We start from the raw sequence: 23227 nt of genomic DNA on the forward strand, positions 1-23227 counted from the left end.
TTAGTCATGGTCCTGTCATGTTGCTGTCGTAGTGTCCGGGCCTCACCCAAGGCCGGGAAACACTGCAATTGACACGACGTTCACTCTCGTCGGCGAGCCTGCTCAGGCTGCTGATCCTGCTGCTGTGCGCTGCCTCGTTGGCCTTTCTGTGGGGGGTGCATGTTGCGCAGAAATCCACTGCTCGGCAGGACGCCCTGATCAACCGTGGCAGCGAACATCAGCGGCTGGCCAACCTGCTTGCCGAGAGCGTCAGCCAATTGCTCGACCGTGCCCAAGCAGCTACCGACGGCGCAGCGTGTGCGACCGCCTCCCCGTTCCTCATGCCCTCACCTGAGCAGTCCAAAGCATGCAGCACGTTGGTTGCAGTGCACCTCGCCGCCCAGCCCTTGACGCAATTGCTGCAAGAGGTGGAGTTGGGCGACTCGACCCGCGTGAGTGTGTGGCAGGCCGACGGCACGGAAAGCCTGCGCATCGGCAATCGCGGCTTGGTGCCGATCACTGCTGCCTTACAGCCGCCACTGCCAATCGATGGCCCCCCTGCGGGCGCGCTGACCCAGTATTTGGAGGGTGACGCTTACCAGAGCGTCTTCAGGCGCCGGCCCGAGCATGGCTTTACCCTCATCATCGGCCAGCGCGAGAACGAGATCACCGGGGCCGTCGACGCGGCCTATGCCCGGCAGTTCTGGCTGACCCTTGGCATGACGCTGATGATCCTGGCCAGCCTGGCTTGGACCCTGCGCCTGCTGCGCAAGCGTCAGGACGCCTTCACGGCGCTGGAGCAAGCCCAGCACATCAACCAGCAGCTGATCGGGCGCCTGGAGGATGCACACCGGCGCAGCAGCCATGCCGCCGCCACCGATCATCTCAGCGGCCTGCACAACCGTCGTCAATTCGTCGAAGTGGCAGGTGCTGCGCTGATCCATCAGCGTGGCAGGCGGCAACTGATGGCCATCCTTTTCATCGACATGGACCGCTTCAAGTCCATCAACGATTCGCTAGGCCACAAGGTCGGTGACCTGCTGTTGCAGGCCGTGGCCGGCCGCATCCAGCGCTTGCTCGAACCCGGCGATGAAGCCTCGCGCTTTGGTGGCGATGAGTTTGTCGTGCTGCTCGCAGGCGAGCGCAGCGAGGAGCAGATCGATGCCTGGGTACGCGAACTCGTGCGCAGGCTGTCGGCCACCTATGCCCTGGATGGCCAGGAGGTCAATACCAGTCCTAGTATCGGGGTCAGTATCTGCCCGCGCGATGGCCAGGACATCGACAGCCTGGTGCGCAGCGCCGACGCGGCCATGTATTCGGCCAAACAGGCAGGCCGCGCGCAGTACCGCTACTTCGACCCCTCCCTGAACGTGGCCGACATCCAGGCATTTACCCTGGAGCAAGCTTTTGGCACGGCACTGGCAGGCAGGCAATTCGTCCTGCATTACCAAGCGCAGATCGATCTCGATGACCACCAGGTCGCAGGCTATGAAGCGCTTGTGCGTTGGCAGCATCCGGAGTTCGGCCTGCTCTACCCCGACCGTTTCATCGCCCTGGCCGAACGCAGCGGCTTTATCGTCGAGCTGGGCTGGGAAGTGCTGCGCCTTGCCTGCGAGGCCTTGTCGGCCTGGCAGATGGAAGGTCGACTGGTCCGTCTGGCCGTCAACGTATCTGCCCTGCAGCTGCTTCAGCCTGACTTCGCCGCGCGTCTGCTCAGTCACCTGAGCGACCACGGCATTGCGCCCGAGCACCTGGAACTGGAGATCACCGAAACCACCATCCTCGACCCAGAGGGCCCGGCAATCGAGCATTTGCATCGCCTGCGCCAGGCAGGCATCGGGATCAGCCTGGACGACTTCGGCCGGGGCTATGCAGGCTTTGCCCATCTGCATGCACTGCCCCTGAGCAAGCTGAAGATTGATCGATCCCTGATCGCCTCGCTCTCCAACAGTCCGGACGACAGCCCCATCGTGGCCTCCACCATCATCCTGGCCAAGCGCCTGGGGCTGGTGGTGGTGGCCGAGGGCGTGGAAACCCGCGAGCAGGTCGTGTGCTTGCGCCTGGCGGGATGCGATGTTGCCCAAGGCTATCATTTCAGTCGGCCCCTGTCCGCCGCGCAACTGCGTGACTACGCGCCCTTCAGGGGTGAGTCGCAGCCCCTCGCCGCGTTGCACTGAAGCCAGGCACTGAATGCAAGCCCCTGGCTAACCCTTGGTGCCAACAGGCCTCAGGGGTTAAGGTGGTACCACTGCACCCACCCGCCGACGACCGCACCATGACCGATATCGAGCGCTACCTGCGCGCCGCCACGCGTGACAACACCCGCCGCAGCTACCAGGCGGCAGTGGATCATTTCGAAACCCAATGGGGCGGTTTTCTACCGGCCACCGCCGAAAGCATCGCCCGATACCTGGCCGACCACGCCCAGCAGCATGCGGTCAGCACCCTGCGCCAGCGCCTGGCGGCCCTCAGCCAGTGGCACATCAGCCAAGGTTTCCCCGACCCCACCAAAGCGCCGGTGGTGCGCCAGGTACTGCGGGGCATCCGCACGCTTCATCCCACCCCGCCCAGGCAGGCAGCACCCTTGTTGCTGCAACATTTGCAAACGGCCGTGACCTGCTTCGAGCAAGAGGCCCGCCAAGCACAGGCAAGCCACGATGTGGCCGGCCTGCGCCGCGCCCGGCGCGACACGGCATTGCTGCTGATAGGGTTCTGGCGTGGCTTTCGCGGCGATGAACTGGCACGCTTGCGGGTCGAACACATCCAGGCCGAAGCGGGCGTGGGTATCACGCTGTTCGTGCCGCGCAGTAAAGGCGACCGCGAGGCACTGGGCGTACAGCATCGCACCCCTGCCCTCAAGGCACTGTGCCCGGTAACGGCCTACCTGCAATGGGTGCAGGTAGCCGGCATCGCCCACGGCCCCGTGTTCCGCAAGCTCGACCGCTGGGGCAACCTCGGTGACCAACCGCTCAACAGCAACAGCCTGGTGGGCCTGCTGCGGCGCATGTTGACCCGCGCCCAAGTGCCAGCAGCGCTGTATACCGGTCATTCACTGCGTCGCGGCTTTGCCACCTGGGCCAGCGCCAATGGCTGGGAGCTCAAGTCGCTCATGAGCTACGTGGGCTGGAAGGATGCCAAGTCCGCGCTGCGTTACATCGATTCGACGCAACGCTTCGGTGACCTGGCCCTGTTGCCCAGCACACCCCTGCCGGTGCTGGCACCCTGAGCTGCGCCCTTTATTGGCTCAGACGCGCTTGAGGCAGGCCCACAGCCGACCGATGTCGCAGGCGCGGGCTTGAAGCAAGCGGGCGGTGTCGCGGCACGCCTGGTCCAAGGTCATGGGCCCATCCACTAGCGCAAAGGCGGCATCTACGCCATGAGCATACAGCTGCTGGTAGCCCTCGCCGAGCATGCCCGCCAGCACGATCACCGGCACGCCATGACGCTTGGCGACCCGGGCCACCCCCATCGGCGTCTTGCCGCGCAGGGTCTGGGCATCGAAGCGGCCTTCCCCGGTCACCACCAGGTCTGCGTCCCTGACATGAGCTTGCAGGCCCGCCAGTTCGGCCACCACTTCCACACCGGCTCGGAACTGGGCACCCATGAAGGCCCTGGCCGCAAAGCCCATGCCTCCGGCGGCGCCGCAACCTGGGTAATCGCGCACATCCTGGCCCAGCAAGCGGGCGCAGTGGTTGGCGAAGTGACCGAGCGCCTGGTCCAAGGCCTGAACCTGCTGCGCGCTGGCACCCTTCTGCGGCCCGAATATGGCCGATGCGCCTTGTGGGCCGCACAACGGGTTGTCGACATCGGCCGCCACTTCGAACTGCACGTGCGCCAGACGCGGGTCCAGCTGGCTGGCATCGAGCCGCGCCAGGTCACCCAGGGCCAGGCCACCCTCGGCCAGTGGTTGATCGTCTGCATCCAGCAAACGCAGGCCCAAGGCGCGCAGCATGCCACTGCCAGCATCGTTGGTGGCACTGCCGCCGATCGCCAGCACCACGCGCTGCGCGCCAGCGTCGAGCGCCGCGGCAACCAGCTCGCCGGTGCCCCAGGTGCAACTGCGGCAAGCGTCGCGCTGCCCGGTGGGCACCTGTTGCAGGCCACTGGCCTGGGCCATTTCGATGATTGCGGTGCGGCTCTGGGGCAGCCAGCCCCAGCCTGCCTCAACAGCCGTGCCCAACGGGCCGCGCACGGTAAGCCGGCGCAGCTCGCCGTCGCTGGCGGCGAGAATGGCCTGCATCGTGCCTTCGCCACCGTCGGCCATGGGGCACTCGATCAACTGGGCGTCGGGCAACGCTTTGGCCAGGCCAGCGGCGATGGCGCGCGCCACGTCGGCCGCCTCGAGGCTGTCCTTGAACGAGTCAGGCGCGATGACGATCTTCATGATGATTCTCCTGTCCGGGTAGCGGCATGCTGACAGCTGACCAGCAAGGCGGCGTCGGTCAAATGCACAAACCGCCCGACAGATTGTTTGGGCAGATGCCAGCGCCCGGCGGCCCTGCCCAGCCAGTGCGCGCTATCGGGTAGGCAGCAATTGCAGCCCCAGGTACAAACTAAGCAGGCCTTCCAGGCGCATCGGGTCCACCTCGCCCAGCTCGGCGATACGTTCAAGCCTGTAACGCAGGCTGTTGCGGTGAATACCCAGCGCCTCGGCACAGGCCTGGCTCTGACCATCGTGGGCGCACCAGGCGCGCAGCGTGGCCAGCAATTGCCCGCTGCTGTCGCGGGCCTGGATGCGCAGCAACGGCTCGAGCAGTTCGTCAAGCGCCTCATCGTTGCGATGGCGCCAGAGCAAGGCTGGCAGGCGGTAGCGCTGCAAGCTCAGCAGCCGTTCCTGGGGCACCACCTCACGCCCATAGGCCAGCAGGTCGCGCACACGCCGGTAGCCGCGGCGCAGCTGCTCAAGGCCCTGCGCGGCAGTACCCATGGCCAAGCGCTCAACTGCCCAACCGTGCCGCTCTATGCGCTCGACCAGCCGTGCAGCCTCCAGCGCCACGCCTGCCGGGCGACACCACAGCAGCGAGTGGCGCGCTGGGCTGACGCACCAACTGTCCGGGTAACGGCTCATCAGCCAGCTTGCCAGCGCCTCGGCGTCGGGCCCACTGGCCAGCTCGAACAGACAGGGAATGCGCGGTAGTTGCGGCTTGAGCCCCAACTGGCGCGCTTCGTCCAGCAGCCGCGAGGCGTCGCCGGTTCCGCCCAGCAGCAGGGCCAGCAAATCGTCGCAGCGCTGTTTGCGCCACTGCTGGTCAGCCTGCAGGTGACGCTGGGCCAGCAGCATTTCGGCGGTCATGCGCACCAGCTCGGCATACACCCGAACCTGCTGCGGATCACCCGTCAAGCCCAGCACGCCCATCAGCCGGTCGTCGAGCATCAGGGGCAGGTTCACCCCCGGCTGCACGCCCTTGAGGCAGCGTGCCGCTTCCTGGTCAAGCTCCACGATGCGGCCATTGGCAAGCACCAACTGGGCGCCTTCGTGCCGCGTGTTGACGCGCTCTGGTTCGCCGCTGCCCAGGATCAGGCCGTGGCTGTCCATGACGTTGACGTTGCAGGGCAGAATCGCCATGGCACGGTCTACGATATCCTGTGCCAGGTCGTGGTCGAGTTCGAACATTCAACGGTCCTTGAGGGCGTGCGGTTGGGCTCGGGCACAGCAGCAAGGCCCATGGCTTGTGCAAAAGCACAAAGACAGCCACGCCGCCGTCCCCGAGACTCGTTCAAGCGAGCGCCGGAACAGGCGACGCGGTGACAACCATAACAACAGAGAACCCGATCATGGCACACAGCCCCGCCCCTGACCAAGGCACGGACACCACCCGCAATGCGCTCTACCGGCGCATCACCCTGCGGCTGATTCCGTTCATTTTCATCTGCTACCTGTTCAACTACCTCGACCGCGTCAATGTCGGCTTCGCCAAGCTGCAGATGCTCGACGCGCTCAAATTCAGCGAAACCGTCTACGGCCTCGGCGCCGGCATCTTCTTCATCGGCTATGTCCTGTGCGGCCTTCCCAGCAACCTGGCACTCAACCGCTTCGGCCCACGGCGCTGGATCGCCTTGATGATGATTGCCTGGGGCAGCTTGTCCACCTGCTTGCTGTTCGTGACGACCCCCACCGAGTTCTATGCCCTGCGCCTGCTCACAGGCGCCGCCGAGGCAGGCTTCTTCCCGGGTGTGGTGCTGTACCTTTCGCGCTGGTTCCCCGGTGCGCGACGTGGCCGCATCATGGCGTTGTTCATGTCCGCGATCCCGGTCTCGGGTCTGTTGGGCAGCCCGTTTTCCGGCTGGATCCTCGAACACTTCGCCGCCGGGCAACATGGCCTTGCCGGCTGGCAATGGATGTTCCTGATTCAAGGGCTGCCAACCGTTGCGCTCGGCGTGCTGGCGGTGTTCCTGCTCAGCGATGGCTATCAGAAGGCGACCTGGCTGAGCGATGAGCAGCGCCGGCTGATTGCCGCCGACCTGCAGGCCGATGCCGACAGCAAGCCGCCTACCACCGGCGACAGCGTCCTGGCCGTGCTGGCCAACCCACTGATCTGGACCTTCGGCTTCATCTACTTCTGCATCCAGAGCGGTGTGTACGCCATCAACTTCTGGCTGCCCTCGATCATCAAGAACATGGGCTTCGACAACCCCTTGCTCATTGGCTGGCTGAGCGCCATTCCCTACTTGCTGGCCGGAGTCTTCATGATCCTGTGCGGGCGCTCGGCGGACCTTCGCAACGAGCGCCGCTGGCACTTGGTAGTGCCAATGCTGATGGGCGCCGTGGGCCTGCTGATGGCCGTGAATTTCGCGGCCACCCCGGCGATCGCCATCCTTGGCCTGTCCATCGCCACCATGGGCGCCCTCACTGGCCTACCCATGTTCTGGCCGATGCCCACGGCGTTGCTTAGCGCAGGTGCGGCCGTGGCAGGCCTGGCCCTGATCAACTCGGTGGGCCAGATGGCGGGCTTTCTCAGCCCTTACCTGGTCGGGTTCATCAAGGACCAGACCGGCTCGACCGACGCTGCCCTCTACGCCCTGGCGGCGTTGATCGTGCTGGGTAGCCTGGTGGCCCTGCGCGCCACCCGTACTCGTCTGCCGGCGCCTGCCATAGCCGACTGACGGTCGCGTCAACAGCGCTTCCTTGCATTGGGTCATCCAGACCCGTGCAAGGAAGGCTGATCATCTTGTTCCCTGTACAGCACTCCAGTCGTCAGCTCGACGCAGCCCGTTCGGGTAAATCGGCGTCGAACCGTTCCAGAGGCCCCCTTTGGAGAATTCACCATGACCGAATACGCCGTGGCCCGGCTGGCCGACCTCGATGAACACACCCCTTTGCGCGTGGAAGCCGGTAACGAAGAGCTGATCATCGTGCGTCAGGGTGATCAGGTTCGTGCTTTTCAGGGTAACTGTCCTCATGCAGGAGCGCCGCTGGACGAGGGCCGCGTCTGCGGCGGCTTGCTGATCTGCCCCTGGCACAAGGCCGCGTTCGCCGTGGACGAGGGCGCCGTGTGCGAGCCCCCTGCCCTGACCGACCTGCGCCGCTACAAGGCCTGGGTCAAGGGTGACCAGGTGTGGGTGGACGACCGCCCTTTGCCCAGGGCGCGCCCGCCCCGGCACAGCGATGCGCGGTGTTTCGTGGTGCTGGGAGCCGGTGCGGCAGGCAGCGCCGCTGTGGTCACCTTGCTCCGCCATGGCTTCAATGGCCGCCTGGTGTGGATCGACCAGGAGCGCCAGCCGGCCTACGACCGCACGGCCCTGAGCAAATTCGTGCTCGCAGGCCAAATGGCCCCGGATGAGGTGCCGATGCTGCTGGAGCCTGATGATCTGCGCATCGGTCAACTGGAGCGTCGGCACGCCAAGGTCCGTTCACTCAATGCCCAGAAACGCCAGCTCCTGCTGGCCGACGGCCAACGCATCGACTATGACGCCTGTTTGCTCGCTACGGGCGCCAAGGCGCAGCGCCCGGATATCCCGGGGCGCGACCTGCCTGGGGTCTTCACCTTGCGTTCGCGCGCGGACGCTGCGCAACTGCTCGATGCCGTGGAACCGGGCAAACCGGTTGTGATCGTGGGCGACAGTTTCATCGGCCTGGAAGCAGCCTCGGCGTTAAGCGAATACGGTGCCAAGGTCCACGTGATTGGACGGCATGAAGTTCCGCTGGCCAAGCAACTGGGCGAGCGTATCGGGCGGGCGATCCGTGCCTTGCACGCGCGCAAGGGCGTCACGTTCCATGGCCCGACCCAGGTGACGGCGATCGAAGGCGATGGTCAGGTCGAAGCGGTCATGCTCGGCAGCGGCGAGCGAGTGCACTGCCAGGTGGTGCTGCTGGGAACGGGGGTAGCTCCGGCCACGGCTTTTCTCAATGGCGTAGCGCTGGCCGATGACCTTTCCGTGCCGGTCAACGGTGAAATGCAGGTGACCGAAGGCTTGTGGGCTGTGGGTGACATGGCCACCTTCCCCCTCGCCGGCCAACCGGTGCGCATTGAGCACTGGCGGCTGGCGCAGCAGCACGGCGTCATCGCGGCAGCAAACATGCTGGGCGAGCAACGCCGCTACGCCGACGTGCCGTTTTTCTGGACCTATCACCATGGGCAGCGGTTCGAAGTGCTGGGCCACGCCCGACAGTGGGACGCCATCACCTTCGTTGGCACGCCGGAGAGCGGTGATTTCATTGCACTGCAATGCCTGGAGGATCAGGTGCAGGCCGTGGTCGCCAAGGGTTACGCCTCAGCCATGATGCAGTTGTCGCAACGCATGAAGCGCCCGCTCACCACCGCCGAGGCACTCGAACTGATCCACTGACAAGGCTTGCCCTGCGCCCGGGCTGGTAGCGCGCCATCAGCTATGGTTATCTTCACCTTCGATAACAATAACTGTGGAGCGCCCATGCCCGCTCATAATCCTGCCTCGGAACTGGCGGCCTTCGTCGACAGTCACTTCGGCCACCGCGGCTTGGTCCCGGAAACGGTGATCGCCGAATCCTGGTACCGCAGCGTCACCCAGCACCGCCTGGACCCGAGCGTGCACCCAACGGACAACATCCTCAGCGCCGCCGAAATCCGCCAGCTGCAAGCCCAACACCAAGCCTACCTGACCCTCGCCAGCCAAGGCGTGAGTGGTTTGGCCCGGCGGGTAGCGGATGCAGGTTTCGCCGTCTTGCTCAGCGATGCGGCAGGGGTCACGCTTGATGCTCGCCTACCTGCCGACACCGGGCGCTTCACAGGTTCCGGGCTGGTGGTGGGGGCGCGCTGGGACGAGTCCATCGCCGGCACGAACGGGATAGGCACCGCGCTGGCCTCGCAACAGGCACTGACCATTCACCGTCAGGAACATTTCCTGGCCAGCAATGCCCGGCTCAGTTGCTCGGTCTCACCGATCTTCGACAGCCACAACCACCTGCTCGGTTGCCTGAACGCGACCTGCTTGTATGACGATGGTCCCAAGCAGGCCCAGCACCTGACCCTGCAGTTGGTGACGCTGTACGCCCGCCTGATCGAAAACGCACACTTTCGCCAGCGTTACCGCGACTGCCTGACCCTCGCGGTCAAGCCCTGCGACGGCGATGCGGACCTGGTAGCCGAGCAACTGCTGGCACTCGACGAGGGTGGCCGTATCGTCGGTGCCAACCGGGCCGCATTCAGCAACAACCCCCATGCCCTGCTCGGGCTGCGCATCGAGCATGTGTTAAGCGCCGATATCGACCAGCTGCTGGCCCTGACCCAGGGCGGTGCTCGGGGCGCGCAATTGTACGATGCCAGCCAGGTCAAGGGCCTTGAGGTGGGCCTGCGAGTGCCGCGCGCTTATCGCGCTTGTGCCCCGGCCGCACCGGCGGCATCTGCCAACGCGCATCCGACACTCGACCAACTGGCAGGCGGCGACCCCCAGCTTCAGCACGCCGTGACGCGCCTGCGCAAGGTGCTGGACAAGGACATCGCGCTGCTGCTCAGCGGTGAAACCGGCACGGGCAAGGAAGCGTTCGCTCGCGCCCTGCACCAGGCAAGCGCCCGAAGCGCCCGGCCTTTCGTGGCGCTCAATTGCGCCGCCATTCCAGAAGCGCTGATCGAAAGCGAGCTATTCGGCTACCGGGCCGGCAGCTTCACCGGGGCAGACCGCAAGGGCATGAAAGGCAAGCTGGAACAGGCCAATGGCGGCACGCTGTTTCTCGATGAAATAGGCGACATGCCTGCCGATCTGCAAACCCGCCTGCTACGGGTACTGGCGGAACGGGAGCTGGTTGCGCTGGGGGCGACCACGCCGGTAAGGCTGGATATTCAGGTGATATCGGCGACGCATCAGGACCTGGTTGCCAGGATCGCCACCCACCAGTTCCGAGAGGACCTCTACTACCGACTCTGCGGCATGCGTATCACCCTGCCGGCGCTGCGCGAACGCAGTGATCGGGCGCAGGTGATCGAGGGTGTTCTAGCACGTTTGGCGCCGGGGCTGCACCTCTCGGCCCAAGCACGCGCCGCGCTGCTGGCCTATCCTTGGCCGGGCAATATTCGCCAACTGCTCAATGCCCTGCGCCAGGGCGCTGCCCTGGCCGAAGACGGGTGCATCGAGCTGGCCGACCTGCCCGCCGAGTTGCAGCAAGCGCAGGTCGAACCAGGCAGGACGATCTGCGCAACGCCGCGCCTTGGGCAGCAGGTGGAAGAGGCCGAGGCCGACCACCTGCTGGCGCTGTTGCGGCGCAACCAGTGGAACATGAGTGCCGCCGCCCAGGCCGCTGGCATCTCGCGGTCCACGCTGTACCGCAAGATCAAGCGCCACGGCATCGTGCAACCGAATCGCCAGGGCAACTGAGCCCAGTGCCCCGCCACGCCGGGGCACTGGCCACGGCTGGGCTTCAACCCTGGATGTAGACCACCTGCGTGCGCGTGTACTCGTAGAGCCCGTGCTTACCGTCCGCCCCACCAATGCCCGACTTGCGGGCCCCGGCGTGGAAGCCTTGCATGGCCTCGAAGTTTTCGCGGTTGATGTAGGTCTCGCCGAAGTCGATTTCCCGGCACGCCTTGAGCGCGGCGTTCAGATCGCGGGTGTAGAGTGACGAGGTCAGCCCGTACTCGCTGTCGTTGGCCAAGGCAATGGCTTCGTCCAGGTCCTCCACCACCTGAATTGGCAACACCGGCCCGAAGATTTCCTTGCGCATGATCTCCATGTCGGCCGTGCAGCCTGCCAGCACGGTGGGCTGATAGTGAAAACCGCTGCCAAGGTCAGCCACCTGCCCGCCCGTGACCACCTGCGCGCCTTGGGTCTGGGCAGTGCGCACCATCTGCGCCACCTTGTCCAGGCCGGCCCGGTTGATCAACGGTCCCATGTGCAGGTCCTGCTGCGTCGATGGGTCGCCATAGCGTGTGGCGGCCATCGCCTGGGCCACCTGATCGATGAACCGATCGGCCACCTGGCGCGCCACATAAACACGCTCTGCGCAGTTGCACACCTGCCCGGTGTTGATCACCCGCGAGGCGACGATCGCGTTGACTGCCAGGTCCAGGTCGGCATCGGCCAACACGATGGCAGGCGCCTTGCCGCCCAGCTCCAGGTTCAGCTTGGTGATGTTCGGCGCCGCCGCTGCCATGATCCGCGCACCGGTCGCCACGCTGCCGGTGAAACTGACCATGTCCACGCCCGGGTGACTGGACAGGCCGTGGCCCACGGCGGCGCCTGTGCCGCCGACCACGTTGAACACCCCGGGTGGCAGGCCGGTCTCGGCCACCAGGCGGGCGAACGCGTAGCAGTTGATCGGGGTTTCCTCACTCGGCTTGACCACGATGGTGTTGCCGGTAATGAGCGCCGGCGCCATCTTGCGGGCGATCAGGAAAAAGGGGAAGTTCCACGGCAGGATGCCTGCCACCACGCCCACGGGCTTGCGCATGAGAAACACGTGTTCGGCCTGACGGTCGCTGGTCAACACCTCGCCTTCCAGGCGTCGCGCCCATTCAGCCATGTAGTCCAGGTAATCGGCCGTGAAGCCGACTTCCACCTGGGCCAGGGCCGGCACCTTGCCGCCTTCCAGGGTGATGGTCCGGGCCAGCTGATCGGCATTGGCCCGTATCCGGTTCGCGATGGCGCGCAGGTAGCCTGCGCGTTCCTGCGCAGGCCGGGCTGCCCAGGCGCGCTGAGCCCGGCGTGCCGCGCTCACGGCCTGGTCGACCTGGGCCTGCGAAGACTCCGGCACGCGACCGAGCAACTGGCCATTGGCCGGGTTATGAACCTCGAGCAGGGCTTCACCGGGTTCGAACCGGTTGTCGATGAAGTTCTGGTAGACCGAATCGTTCATGGGCATTTCACTCCTGTGGGGCATTGTCAGCCAGCGATGAAGGGGTTGCCGGACGGGCGCTGAACCGCTTCCAGACCTCGCCTTCCTCCTGCAAATCGTGAGCACGCTTGATCAGGTATTGATGGACCTGCTCGACTTGCTCAGGGTTGAGGTTGTCGGCAAACGAGGGCATGCCATCGGGCACCCTGCCGCCGTAGAGAATCCCGAGGAACATCTGGTGCTTGTCGGCGCCCAGCTTGCGCAGGTCGGGCAGGACCCCGCCGCTGACAGCATGGATGCCATGGCACTGGGAGCAGTTGCCGTCGTACAGCGCAGCGCCTGCAGCGACCGTCTCGGCATTGGCGGTCAAAGGTGGCGGCTTGGGCGCATCGGCAGGCGGGGCCGGCTCGCGCAGCTTGGCCGTGCCGCCCAGCTTGTAGGTCAGCACCTGTGCATAGGGCTGCACGCCTGCACGCAAAGAGAGTGCGCCAGCGAACGTGGAAAATGCGCCGCCCCAGCCAGCCATGAACGTGACGTATTGCTCGCCGTCGACGGCATAGGTGATCGGTGCGGCCATCACGCCGCTGGCCGCAGGCGCTTCCCACAGCTTCTTGCCGGTTTCGGCGGCATAAGCAATGACCCGGCCGTCGGCGCTGCCTTCGAACACCAGGTTGCCGGCCGTGCTCAAGGTGCCACCATTGAAGATCGTGATGTACGGCACTTCCCAGGCAGGCGCCTGCTTGACCGGGTCCCAGGCAATCAGTTTGCCTGACCAGGTCTTGGCCATGTCCAGCAGCCCTTCGGCGCCTTCGGGCATCATGCCGGTACGCAGCCCCAACTGGTAGACGCTCTTGAACGGGTTGCGCTTGGGCGCTTCTGGCACGTGTTCATAGTAGGCCGACATGATGTGGGCCGGGATGTACACCAGCCCCGTCTGCGGGTTGTACGACATCGGGTGCCAGTCGTGTGACCCCCAGAACGCCGGGGTCACCAGCTTGCGCTTGCCGTCCTTCCAGTAGGCCGCTGCCTCGTCGTCGACGATGGGCCGGCCGGTCTTCATGTCGATGCCTTTGGCCCAGTTCACCGGCACGATGTTCTTGGCCGACAGCAACTCGCCGGTTTCCCGGTCCAGCACGTAGAAGAAGCCATTCTTGGGCGCTTGCATCAGCACCTTGCGCGGCTTGCCGTCGATGGGCAGCTCGGCCAGGATCATGTGCTGGGTGGCCGTGAAGTCCCAGGCGTCGCCGGGCGTGGTCTGGTAGTGCCAGGCGTACTCGCCGGTATCGGCGTTCACCGCCACGATCGAGGACAGGAACAGGTTGTCGCCCTTGGCCTGGCTGCGCCATTTGGGGTCCCACATCGCGCCGTTGCCCACGCCGATGTACAGCAGGTTCAGCTGCGGATCGTAGGCAAAGGAATCCCAGGCGGTGCCGCCGCCGCCCCACTCGACATAGGCATCCCCGTGCCAGGTCTTGCTGGCGATCTGCATGGCTTTATCCTCAGGCGGCAGCTTCGGATCGCCCGGTACGGTGTAGAACCGCCATGCCTGGCGCCCGGTCTCGGCATCGTAGGCGGTGACGTAGCCACGTACGCCGAATTCGGCGCCGCCATTGCCAATCACCACCTTGCCGTTGACCACCCGCGGCGCACCGGTGATGGTGTAGCTGCGCTTGGTATCGGCGCGGGTATCGACCGACCAGACCCGCTTGCCGGTCTTGGCATCGATGGCCTCCAGGCGACCGTCCAGCACACCCACATAGACCTTGCCCTGCCACACCGCCACGCCCCTGTTGACCGCATCGCAGCAGGCTTCGCCGGCACGGTTGCGGTCGGACTGCGGATCGTACTTCCACAGCAGCTGGCCGTTGCGCGCATCCAGCGCGTACACCACCGAGAACGGCCCCGTGGTGTACATCACCCCATCGACCACGATGGGGGTCGCCTCCACGCCGCGGTCCAGGTCGAGCTTGTAGCTCCACGCCAGCCCCAGCTGGCCCACGTTGCTCTGGTCGATGGTCTTGAGGGGGCTGAAGCGTTGCTCGTCGTACGTGCGGCCATGGCTCATCCAGTTGCCGGGCTCTTTGTCCGCATCAATGATGCGTTGCCCATCGACACCGGCGGCGAAGGCCAGGGGTGTCCAGCTGAGAGCCAGGGCCAAGCAGCCGCGTGCAAGGCGTTGGGGGCCTGATCGATTCATGCACTGTTCTCCGTTCTTGTTATGGCGACGCTGCGACGAGCGTCAGTCCAAACAAGAGCAACGGCTGTGCCAAACGGCCGGCTGACGGCCGCAGATACCGCAGTAGAGCCTTCGAGCCGTCAGTGGGGAGGGGCTGGATACGGGCAAATGCTCGACACAGTTGCGTCAACCCTGGGTCAACCGTGGCACAGGTGTGTCACAGCCCAAGCGTGCTCAAGGCTTTGATCAGCAAAAGGTGTAGCGGGTAAAAACCATAGGCCCAGCGACCCACAGCTGGCACGCGATGCCATCGGCAGTGCAACAGGCCGTTGCCGACCGCAATGGCCACGGCGGCAACCGCTAGGGTGACCCAGGTGAAGTGGGCGCCCAGGTGCGTCATCAACCAGCTGTTGGTCAAGTTGCCGGCCACCGCCAGCACGCACGGCACAAGCCACATTGCGCCCCCACAGCGGTAGGCAAGTACGCAGGCGGCGGGCAGCAATACCCCTGGCAGGCCGTACATCAGGCACGGGCTGCCAGCCCAAGCCGCGCCCAGCGCGACCAACCCCAGCAGCCGCGCGGCTGCCTGGGTATGCTGCACGCTCCAGGTCACCAGCAGGCCCAACAACAGCGTCGGCATTACGCTGAACGTGGTCGAACCGCTGTCCAGCCAGCGGTAGGCAGGCTCGGACAGCACGGTGAACAGCAGCATCAGCCCCAGATACCGCCCATGGTGGCGATCGAGCGGCGTGTCAGGCTCGCGCCGCACCACGTTCATGGCCATGGCCAGGCAAAAGAGCGGAAACGCCAGTCGGCCAACCACGAACAGGCCGTGGGCCTGCGGCCAGACGAAGCGTAGGTGGTCGGCGAGCATCGCCAGCATTGCGAGCCATTTGACCAGGTCCAGCCCGGCTGAGCGCACTGGGCGCTACTCCCCCTGCCCTTGTCCAGGCGCTGCAATGCGCGCCGTCCAGGCGGCCAAGGGTAGCGGGGGCTGCTGGAAGACGATGCGGCGCCAGATCAACCCCAGCGCCTGCCCGTCGAACAGGTCGCGCGGCCCGCTGGCTGTGTGCACGGCCGGTTGCTGCACCTGCCAGCGGCCCTGCTCGCCCTGCCGGGCCATGTCGAAGCGGAACGTGTAGTTGCCCGGCGTACCCATGCGCAGGTCGGTCACCACCAGCCGGTCGCCGACCTGGTCGTAGCGCAGCCAGTCGTCGGTGAACCAGCGCAGCCGCTGGTGCAGCGGATCGTTTGCCAGCACCTGGGCCAGAGGCAGGTTGCGGTTCAGGCGCAGCATCTCCGGCGACTCGCGGTCCAACAGGCTACTGACCCCTTCGTAATAGACGCCGTCCGGCGCCTTGGCCAATACCCGCCAGACCAGACTGTTGAACGCCATGGGCACTGCCCGAACCTCGTTCACGGTCACGCCCTTGGCATCGAGCGCGGCCTGGAAACGGTGTTCGGCCAGGGTACGGCTAGCCAGGCCTAAGCCCAGGTAAGCGGTGCTCAAGCCCAGCGCAACGGCCATGAACCGTACCGCCCGGGCGTGGGTGCCGCGCACGGCGGCGTACGCCACCGCCACCAGCAGCGGCACGGTATACACCGGATCGATGATGAACACGGCCGCCCAGCTTTGCGGGGTCACGTGCAAGGGCCACAGCAACTGGGTGCCGTACACGGTGAACGCGTCCAGCACGGGGTGGGTCACCAACACCAGCCAGAATGTCAGGAACAACCGGGGCAGCGTGTAGCCTTTGTCCGGCCAGGTCCTGTTCACCAGCCACGCCAGAAGCGCTGCCAGCGCGGTCAGCACGAACACTGAATGGGAAAAGCCGCGGTGGTAGGTCATCTGCGAGACCGGGTCGGCATAACGGATGATCACGTCCAAGTCCGGCAGTGTGGCCAACGCAGCGCCGTAGACCAGGGCCCTACGGCCCTGAATGCGCCCCAACAGTGTGCCTTGCAACGCAGCGCCAAGAACAGCTTGGGTTATCGAGTCCAAATCAAAGCCTTCGTCAGGAGGGTGTTGGGCCACGCTACCTGCTTGCGGGGCGCTTGCGCAATCGGCGGACGGTGCGCAGGCCCGCGCTGGAAACAGCTTGCAAAAAAGCTGGTCCGCCGGCTGGTAATATTTCTTACATCTGAGCTGCAGCATTTGATAGAACTACGCCACGTTGCTTGTACTTTCCCGAGCCTTGACCCTTTCCGAGATCCCCAACATCCGTATGTCTACCCGGTTGCTCTGCGCCCTACGCCGTCGCTGGTTCACCTGGCTGTGCGCCGCCGCCTTGGTGCTCGCCCTGCCGGCCGGCTGCTCGGTCTTGCAGCACAAGGAACGCGAGCTGGTATTTCGCATCGAGCCAGGCCAGGCCGGTTGGTTTCATGGCCTGCCCGGCGGTGTCCAGGAGCTGGACCTGCGCCCGCGCACTTTCGCCGATAACCAGAGCCTGCATGCCTGGTGGTGGCCGGCCAGACGCGCCGATGCCCCGGCCATCCTTTACCTGCACGGTGTGCGCTGGAACCTTACCGGCCAGCTGTTTCGCATCGAACAGCTGCACGCCATGGGCTATGCGGTGCTGGCGGTGGACTACCGCGGCTTTGGCCGCAGCCGAGGGGACTTGCCTTCCGAAGCCACCGTGTACGAGGACGCTCGCGTGGCTTGGGAGCGTTTCGCCCAACTGCAACCTGATGCGAGCAAACGTCTGATCTACGGGCACTCCCTGGGGGGCGCCGTAGCGGTCGACCTGGCGCGCACGCTCGCCCGTGAAGCCCGAGACACGCGCACCCCTGCCCCGGCGCGAGGGCTGATCCTGGAGTCCACGTTCACCTCGTTGGGCGATGTGGCAGGCGTGGTCGCCAATACATCGCTGCCGGTGCGCTGGCTGCTGTCGCAGAAGTTCGATTCACTGGGCAAAATTGGCGATATCGACCTGCCGGTGCTGCTGGTCCATGGCCTGGACGACCGCTACGTGCCCTCGCGTTTCAGCCAGCAGCTGTTCGAGGCCGCGCGTGAACCCAAGACGCTGTTGCTGGTGCCAGGTGCGACACACAACAACAGCATGAGCCTGGCCGGGCAGCGTTATCGCAAGGCGATACAGGCCCTGTTCCAGGCGCGGCAGGTCACTGTACCGGCAGGAAATTCATCAACAGCAGGCTTTGCGCATAATTGAGGCCGATACGGCGGTAGCGCTCGTCGAGCAGCTCGGCCAGCAAGTCCAGGCGGGCCACCACCTTGCCAAATTCCACGGCAAAACTCAGGTTGCTGCCCTCCTCCGAAATCTCGTTGGAGAACAGCAACAGCACACCGTTGGCGTCCTGCCGCTGGCTCAGCATCCAGGTGGCTTTCTCGATGTTGCGCGCGGCGTTGTTGATGAACAACGGGTCGAGGGTGTCGGTCATGTAGAACGCGGTGCGTCCGCCGTGGGCGGTGATCAGCATACTGCCGATGGCGTAGATGAACGCACCCACTCGATCACCGCGAAATTCTGGGCTCAAGGCATAGCTCAAGGCAGCCAGGTCGCGGCGATTGCCCAGTTGCGCCAGGGGTTGGCGCTGTTCGATGGCCAGGCGGATCTGGCGCTCGGCCGTGGCCGCGTCCAGGTAGCCCGAGCGTTGCAACTGGTTGGGATTGCGCAGGTACAGCTTGTTCATCAGCAGGTAGAGGCTTTGCAGGTTGTCGCGCATCGACAAGGTCGCCAGGCGGTCCACACTGGTCTGGAACAGCTCGCTGGGCTTGCCTTCGCCCAGCTGGTTGACGATGTCTCGCCCCTGCTGCTGAGTGCAGGCGCACAAGCTGGCCAAGATGCCTGCCAACAGCAGGCGAACTATCGTGGAGCAACTGCACACTACCATCGGCACCGGTTCGTTTTCGGCGGCCGCCGCGGGGATCGCGGCAGCCTGGGCCTAGCATAGAGCCCCGAAAGCCAAAAAAGTGCAGCATGCGCCAGCAGGTGTAGCTACCTGAACTACATCGCGCCGCGCAGCAGCTCAACGACCTGGGCATGCAGGTCCGGATCACCGCAGGCCACCACGCAGCCGCCTTGCTGAGCGCTGCTGCCGTCCCAGGCCGTGATCACGCCGCCCGCGCCCTCGATGATGGGCATGAGTGCCTGCACGTCATAGGGCTGCAAGCTGGCTTCGACGATGACATCCACAAAGCCCGAGGCCAGCATGCAATAGGCGTAGCAATCCCCACCGTAGCGCATCAGCCGTGCCTGGCTGGCCACGTGCTCGAACGCAGCCTTGCGCGCAGGCGTATCGAACATGTCAGGGGTGGTGCACATCAAGGTGGCCGCTGCCAGCGCTTTGCAGGCGCGGGTCTTTAGCGCTCGCGTGCCCGACCAGGCACCTTCGGGCGTGCCGATGAACCGTTCGCCGGTAAAAGGTTGGTTCATCACCCCCACCACAGGCCGGGCACCGTCGTTGAGCGCGATCAACGTGCCCCACAACGGCAGGCCGGTGATGAAGGCGCGGGTGCCGTCGATCGGGTCGAGCACCCAGGTCAACGGGCTGCTGCCCACGGCCACGCCCGCCTCTTCACCAAGGATGCCATGGTCTGGGTAGCGCGCCTGGATCCGCTCGCGCATCGCGTCCTCGGCCGCCTTGTCGGCCACGGTCACCGGGTCGTACAACCGGCCGCCTTTGTCCTCGACCTCCAGGCTTGCACGAAAGTAAGGCGTGATGGCAGCGCTCGCAGCATCGGCCAACTGCTCGGCAAATCCACGGAACTCGGCAATCTGTTCAGCGCTCAGGGGCATGAAAATGGGCCTTGTGCTAGTCAGGGAGGCGGCATGATAGCAAACCCGCTGATCGGCATGGCGTCCGTAGGAGATATCAATATGGCATCATCCAGGCTGGATTTAGCCAAGGCTTGCTCGTTGTACTAGCATACCCCTCACGCACCGATGCAGGCCCAGGATGAGGGCTTGCACTACAGCCGGGCTTGTGCCCTGGCCTCAAGGACGATTCGATGAGCATCAATTCCATCTATCCGCAGATCGGCAAGATCATTGCCAGCACCGGCAGCCGTCAGTTTCCCCGCCTGCTGCATGACCTGATTCAGGCTCACCTGTGCATCGACGCCACGCAGATCCGCCAGCTGCCACGCTCACCTAGCGAAACCACCGTGCTCGACGAAACCGTGTTCTCGTGCGATCAAGCCACGGCCACCGCCTCGGATGACCCTTCGCGCCTGCACCGTATCCGCGCCAGTGACGCGCGGGTCGAGATTCGCGTACTGCGCGCCGACACCACCTATGGCTTCTCCCCCCTGGAGCGCAACAGGCTCGAAGCCATCACGCCCCTGGTGCTGCCGATGCTGGAGAAACACCTGCGTGCCCTGCAACCCACCGTGCCGCGCAACAGCCACGACAGCCTGGAGCAGCGGTTCGTCGAACGCCTGGCCCAAACAGGCCTCAAGCTTTCCGAACGCGAGCGCCAGGTCTGCCTAGGGTTGCTGGCCGGTCAAACGGCCCCCGAGCAGGCCGACCGGCTTGGCCTGCGCGTGAACACTGTCGAAAGTTACCTGCGCCGGGCCGTGATCAAGCTGGGCATCGGCGGGCGGCATTCGCTGATGCGCTGGATGCACGCCTAGGCATCGGTCGACCGGCATCGCAGGTGGTTCAGTCCCGTGCCAGTGCTTCGATGGGGTCCAGGCGAGCCGCATTGCGCGCCGGCACGAAGCCGAACACCACACCGATCAAGGTCGAGCAGGCGAACGCCATCACGATCGAGGCTGGGGAGAACACCATTTCCCATTGCTTGACGAACAGCTCGAACAGGTAGCCCACCGCGTAGGACAACCCCACGCCCACGACCCCGCCCAACAGGCAGACCATGACCGCTTCCACCAGAAACTGCTGGCGGATGTCGGCCTGACGGGCACCAACGGCCATGCGTATGCCGATTTCACGGGTACGTTCGGTCACCGACACCAGCATGATGTTCATCACCCCTATGCCGCCCACCACCAGCGAGATCACCGCGATCAGCGACAGCAGCAAGGTCAGGGATCGACTGGTCTTCTGTACGGTCTGCATGATGCTGTCCAGGTTGTTGGTGAAGAAGTCCTTGCTGCCGTGACGCTGCAGCAGTACACGGCTGACCTCCTCCTCGACCCGCTTGCTGGGCACCCCGTCCTTGATCCGCACGCTGATGCTGTCCAGGTGACGCTGTCCCAGCACCCGTCCGGCAGCCGTCTCGTACGGCACCCAGATGTTCAGTTGGTTGCTGGCCACGAACAGGTTCTTGTTGCGCGCCGTCACACCGATCACGGTACAGGGCAGATTACCGACCAGGATCACCTGCCCAAGGGGGTTGGTGGTCGGGCCGAACAGGCGCTCGCGGGTGTTATGGTCGATGACCACGACCTGGGCCTGGCGCCGCGCATCATCGGCGCTGAACACGATGCCCGCTGCCAGTGGGATGTTGCGCACCTGAAAGTAGTGCTCGCTGACGCCATTGAGCTGCACATCCACGTCCAGGTTGCGATAGCGCACCAGCGTGCCCTGGCCGATCACAGGGGTTGCGCTGTCGACGTAGTACAAGGCGTTGAGCGCCGCCACATCCGCCGGCACCAACGTTTCAAAGTTCCTGGCCCGGCTGTCGCCGAAGTTGCTCCCCGAATACACATCGATGGTGTTGCTGCCGATGGCCTGGATGTCCTTGAGTACGTACCCCTTGGCCCCTTCGCCGATGGCTGAAATCGACACCACCGAAGTGATACCGATGATGATCCCGAGCATGGTCAGCAAGGTGCGCATGCGGTGTGACACCAAGGCCAGCCAGGCCATCTTGAACGCCTCGCGGAACATGCCCAGGCTTGCCAACAGGCGATGTCCCCGCTTGCGTGCCGGCGTCGGCGCCACGGCCCGTGCAGGCACCGTGTCAGCAACCTTGCGCCGATCGCTGACGATCTGGCCGTCGCTGACTTCGATGATGCGCTCGGCGTGCGCGGCCACGTGCGGGTCATGGGTGACGAGGATCACGGTGTGACCCGAGGCGTGCAGCTCCAGCAGAATCTTCATGACCTCCTTGCCGCTGGCGCTGTCCAGTGCGCCTGTGGGTTCGTCCGCCAGGATCACCTGCCCTCCATTGATCAATGCCCGGCATATGCTCACCCGTTGCTGCTGGCCTCCCGACAGCTGGCTGGGACGGTGGTGCAAGTGCTCGCCAAGCCCAAGCCGGCTCAGCAGCGTCTGGGCGCGTTCATGGCGCCATTGCAGGTCCATGCCGGCGTACACGGCGGGGATCTCGACGTTGTGCAGGGCGTCCAGGTGCGGCAGCAGGTGGTAGCGCTGGAAAATGAACCCGAAGTGATCGCGACGCAGGGCGGCCAGGGCATCGACGTCAAGGTCCCGGGTTTGCTGGCCATCGACCTTGTAACTGCCAGTGCTGGCATTGTCCAGGCAGCCCAGGATGTTCATCAGCGTGGATTTGCCAGAGCCCGATGCGCCGATGATAGCGACCAGTTCACCACGGTGAATCTGCAGGTCGATGCCCTTGAGCGCGAGAAAGGCCCGCTCGCCGGCCTGGAAGCTGCGGGTAACGCCCTCCAGGCAAAGCAAGGGTTCGCCCTGCCCCGTTGCCTGGCACAGGGGGGCGGTGGGTTGCACGTTCATGTTCATGCTCAGGCTCCCGAATCGCCGGTAATCGGCTCGCCAATCACCACCCGGTCACCTTCGTCGAGGCCCTGCTCGATCTGTACCCGAACGTTATTGTTGATCCCCACCACCACCTTGCGCTGCTCGGCGAAGCCCTTGTCGTCGAGCACCCGCACGGCGAAGCGGCCGTCCGCCTCGCGCCCACCCAGTGCCGCCACCGGCACGGTCAGAACCTTTTGCGCGGTATCGAGCACGATGTGCACTTGCGCAGTCATGGCGATGCGCAGGCGGTGGTCCGGGTTGGGCACCTCGAACAGGGCGTTGTAGAACACCGCGCCAGTTGGCTTGCCGGCCCCGCCCTCTGCCTTGTCGCTGCTCTGGGCGTAGTGCTGTGGGGCAGGCTCGGTGCCGCGCAGCTTGGCGTAGTAGCGTTTGTCTTCCCCCAGGATGGTGAAATACACCGCCTGGCCCGGCGTGATGTGAATCACATCCGCTTCCGAGACCTGCGCCTTGACGGTCATGGTGTCCAGGTTAGCCAGCTTGAGCAGCACCGGGGCCAGCTGGTTGGCGATCACCGTCTGCCCTTCCTGGGTAACGATGCCCACCACGTGGCCTGTGATCGGCGCGTTGATGCGGGTATAGCCCAGGTTGACCCGGGCCGTGTCAATTTCCACCTGAGCGCTGCGGATCTGCGCATCGAGCGAGCCCACGGCAGCCTGCTGGACCTGATAGTCGGCCTCGGCCTTTTCATATTCCTGACGCGAGACCGAGGCATCGATTTGCAGTTCTCGATAGCGTTCATAGACCCCTTTGGCCTGCTTGAGCTGGGCCAGGGTCGAGCGCCGTTGGGCCTGCAGTTTCTGCTCGTCCACCTCCGCTTGGCGCAGGGTGTTGCGCAGCACCAGCGCGTCTATCTCGGCCAGCCACTGGCCTTCGGTGACCTTGTCGCCCAGCTTCACCTTGAGCGATTTCAGCTGACCGGAAACCTGGGCGCCCACATCCACCTGTTTGATCCCTTCGAGCACGCCGGTGGCCAGTACCGCATTCTCGATGTCGGCACGCTCGACCTGGGCGGTGATGTACTGCGGTGCCTTGGCCGGGGCCTGGACCGCATACAGGCCAATGCCCGCTACCACGGCAATGCCCAGCCCGATGCCCCATTTGCGCAGTTTGGTTTTGTCCATGGACACGCGTAATTCCTTTGTTTGACAAGACTGCACCGACACC

Annotated in this window: 17 protein-coding genes; 7 read left to right on the top strand and 10 right to left on the bottom strand. The window is 65.0% G+C overall.

Going from position 1 to position 23227, the window contains the following annotated elements; genetic code table 11:
* Nucleotides 1–68 precede the first annotated feature (68 nt).
* Together B2Y33_RS16145 and B2Y33_RS16150 are read left to right on the top strand one after the other, a co-directional pair.
* On the top strand, nucleotides 69–2156 hold the full coding sequence (locus B2Y33_RS16145; RefSeq protein ID WP_206406016.1) for a putative bifunctional diguanylate cyclase/phosphodiesterase: 2088 nt from the start codon (nucleotides 69–71) through the stop codon (nucleotides 2154–2156).
* Nucleotides 2157–2218: 62 nt separating this feature from the next.
* On the top strand, nucleotides 2219–3205 hold the full coding sequence (locus B2Y33_RS16150; RefSeq protein WP_206406015.1) for a site-specific integrase: 987 nt from the start codon (nucleotides 2219–2221) through the stop codon (nucleotides 3203–3205).
* 18 nt (nucleotides 3206–3223) lie between these two features.
* Here the strand turns inward: B2Y33_RS16150 and B2Y33_RS16155 are convergent, their stop codons facing one another.
* Nucleotides 3224–4363, bottom strand: a complete 1140-nt coding sequence (locus tag B2Y33_RS16155) for a glycerate kinase (protein ID WP_110606521.1) — start codon at nucleotides 4361–4363, stop codon at nucleotides 3224–3226.
* A 132-nt stretch (nucleotides 4364–4495) separates the two neighbouring features.
* Nucleotides 4496–5593, bottom strand: coding sequence for a sugar diacid recognition domain-containing protein (locus tag B2Y33_RS16160; RefSeq protein ID WP_028687509.1), 1098 nt, complete (start codon nucleotides 5591–5593; stop codon nucleotides 4496–4498).
* 161 nt (nucleotides 5594–5754) lie between these two features.
* Here B2Y33_RS16160 and B2Y33_RS16165 point away from each other — a divergent pair, with 161 nt between their 5' ends.
* From B2Y33_RS16165 to B2Y33_RS16175, 3 genes are all read left to right on the top strand, one after another.
* Entirely contained in the window at nucleotides 5755–7083 is a 1329-nt protein-coding gene (locus B2Y33_RS16165; protein ID WP_027915625.1) for an MFS transporter, read from the top strand.
* Nucleotides 7084–7245: 162 nt separating this feature from the next.
* Entirely contained in the window at nucleotides 7246–8766 is a 1521-nt protein-coding gene (locus B2Y33_RS16170; protein WP_028687508.1) for an FAD-dependent oxidoreductase, read from the top strand.
* An 84-nt stretch (nucleotides 8767–8850) separates the two neighbouring features.
* Nucleotides 8851–10767, top strand: coding sequence for a sigma-54-dependent Fis family transcriptional regulator (locus B2Y33_RS16175; protein ID WP_206406014.1), 1917 nt, complete (start codon nucleotides 8851–8853; stop codon nucleotides 10765–10767).
* Nucleotides 10768–10810: 43 nt separating this feature from the next.
* Here B2Y33_RS16175 and aldA read toward each other — a convergent pair whose 3' ends face one another.
* The 4 genes from aldA to B2Y33_RS16195 all read right to left on the bottom strand — a co-directional run bounded on the left by aldA (nucleotide 10811) and on the right by B2Y33_RS16195 (nucleotide 16401).
* Complete coding sequence (gene aldA / locus B2Y33_RS16180; RefSeq protein ID WP_088523660.1) at nucleotides 10811–12244, bottom strand: aldehyde dehydrogenase; 1434 nt, start codon at nucleotides 12242–12244, stop codon at nucleotides 10811–10813.
* Nucleotides 12245–12251: 7 nt separating this feature from the next.
* Nucleotides 12252–14420 (bottom strand): PQQ-dependent dehydrogenase, methanol/ethanol family, encoded by a 2169-nt coding sequence (locus B2Y33_RS16185; RefSeq protein ID WP_206406013.1) that lies wholly within the window; start codon nucleotides 14418–14420, stop codon nucleotides 12252–12254.
* A 196-nt stretch (nucleotides 14421–14616) separates the two neighbouring features.
* Entirely contained in the window at nucleotides 14617–15321 is a 705-nt protein-coding gene (locus tag B2Y33_RS16190) for a TraX family protein (RefSeq protein ID WP_206406012.1), read from the bottom strand.
* A gap of 6 nt (nucleotides 15322–15327) precedes the next feature.
* Nucleotides 15328–16401, bottom strand: a complete 1074-nt coding sequence (locus tag B2Y33_RS16195) for a metal-dependent hydrolase (RefSeq protein WP_028687503.1) — start codon at nucleotides 16399–16401, stop codon at nucleotides 15328–15330.
* 223 nt (nucleotides 16402–16624) lie between these two features.
* On the opposite strand from B2Y33_RS16195, the gene B2Y33_RS16200 reads away from it, so the two are divergent.
* Nucleotides 16625–17569, top strand: coding sequence for an alpha/beta hydrolase (locus B2Y33_RS16200; protein WP_206406028.1), 945 nt, complete (start codon nucleotides 16625–16627; stop codon nucleotides 17567–17569).
* Here B2Y33_RS16200 and B2Y33_RS16205 read toward each other — a convergent pair.
* The gene (locus B2Y33_RS16205; RefSeq protein WP_028687501.1) at nucleotides 17520–18251 is read right to left on the bottom strand and encodes a hypothetical protein; all 732 of its coding nucleotides are present in this window, start codon (nucleotides 18249–18251) and stop codon (nucleotides 17520–17522) included. The two genes, B2Y33_RS16200 and B2Y33_RS16205, sit on opposite strands and share 50 nt — an antisense overlap.
* Nucleotides 18252–18364: 113 nt before the next feature.
* Nucleotides 18365–19156 carry a histidinol-phosphatase gene (gene hisN, locus B2Y33_RS16210; protein WP_027915634.1) on the bottom strand — a complete coding sequence of 264 codons (792 nt, stop codon included), beginning with the start codon at nucleotides 19154–19156 and terminating at the stop codon, nucleotides 18365–18367.
* Between the two features lie 212 nt (nucleotides 19157–19368).
* Between hisN and B2Y33_RS16215 the strand changes: the two genes are divergently transcribed.
* A complete protein-coding gene (locus B2Y33_RS16215; protein WP_241194941.1) occupies nucleotides 19369–19992 on the top strand; it encodes a helix-turn-helix transcriptional regulator in 624 nt (207 codons plus the stop codon).
* 28 nt (nucleotides 19993–20020) lie between these two features.
* On the opposite strand, the gene B2Y33_RS16220 is transcribed toward B2Y33_RS16215, so the two are convergent.
* A complete protein-coding gene (locus tag B2Y33_RS16220) occupies nucleotides 20021–22024 on the bottom strand; it encodes a MacB family efflux pump subunit (protein ID WP_288633131.1) in 2004 nt (667 codons plus the stop codon).
* A gap of 2 nt (nucleotides 22025–22026) precedes the next feature.
* Nucleotides 22027–23184, bottom strand: a complete 1158-nt coding sequence (macA, locus tag B2Y33_RS16225; protein WP_206406011.1) for a macrolide transporter subunit MacA — start codon at nucleotides 23182–23184, stop codon at nucleotides 22027–22029.
* Nucleotides 23185–23227 lie beyond the last annotated feature (43 nt).

The organism is Pseudomonas sp. UBA5666 (assembly GCF_002420785.1).
GTDB classification, from domain to species: domain Bacteria; phylum Pseudomonadota; class Gammaproteobacteria; order Pseudomonadales; family Pseudomonadaceae; genus Aquipseudomonas; species Aquipseudomonas fulva.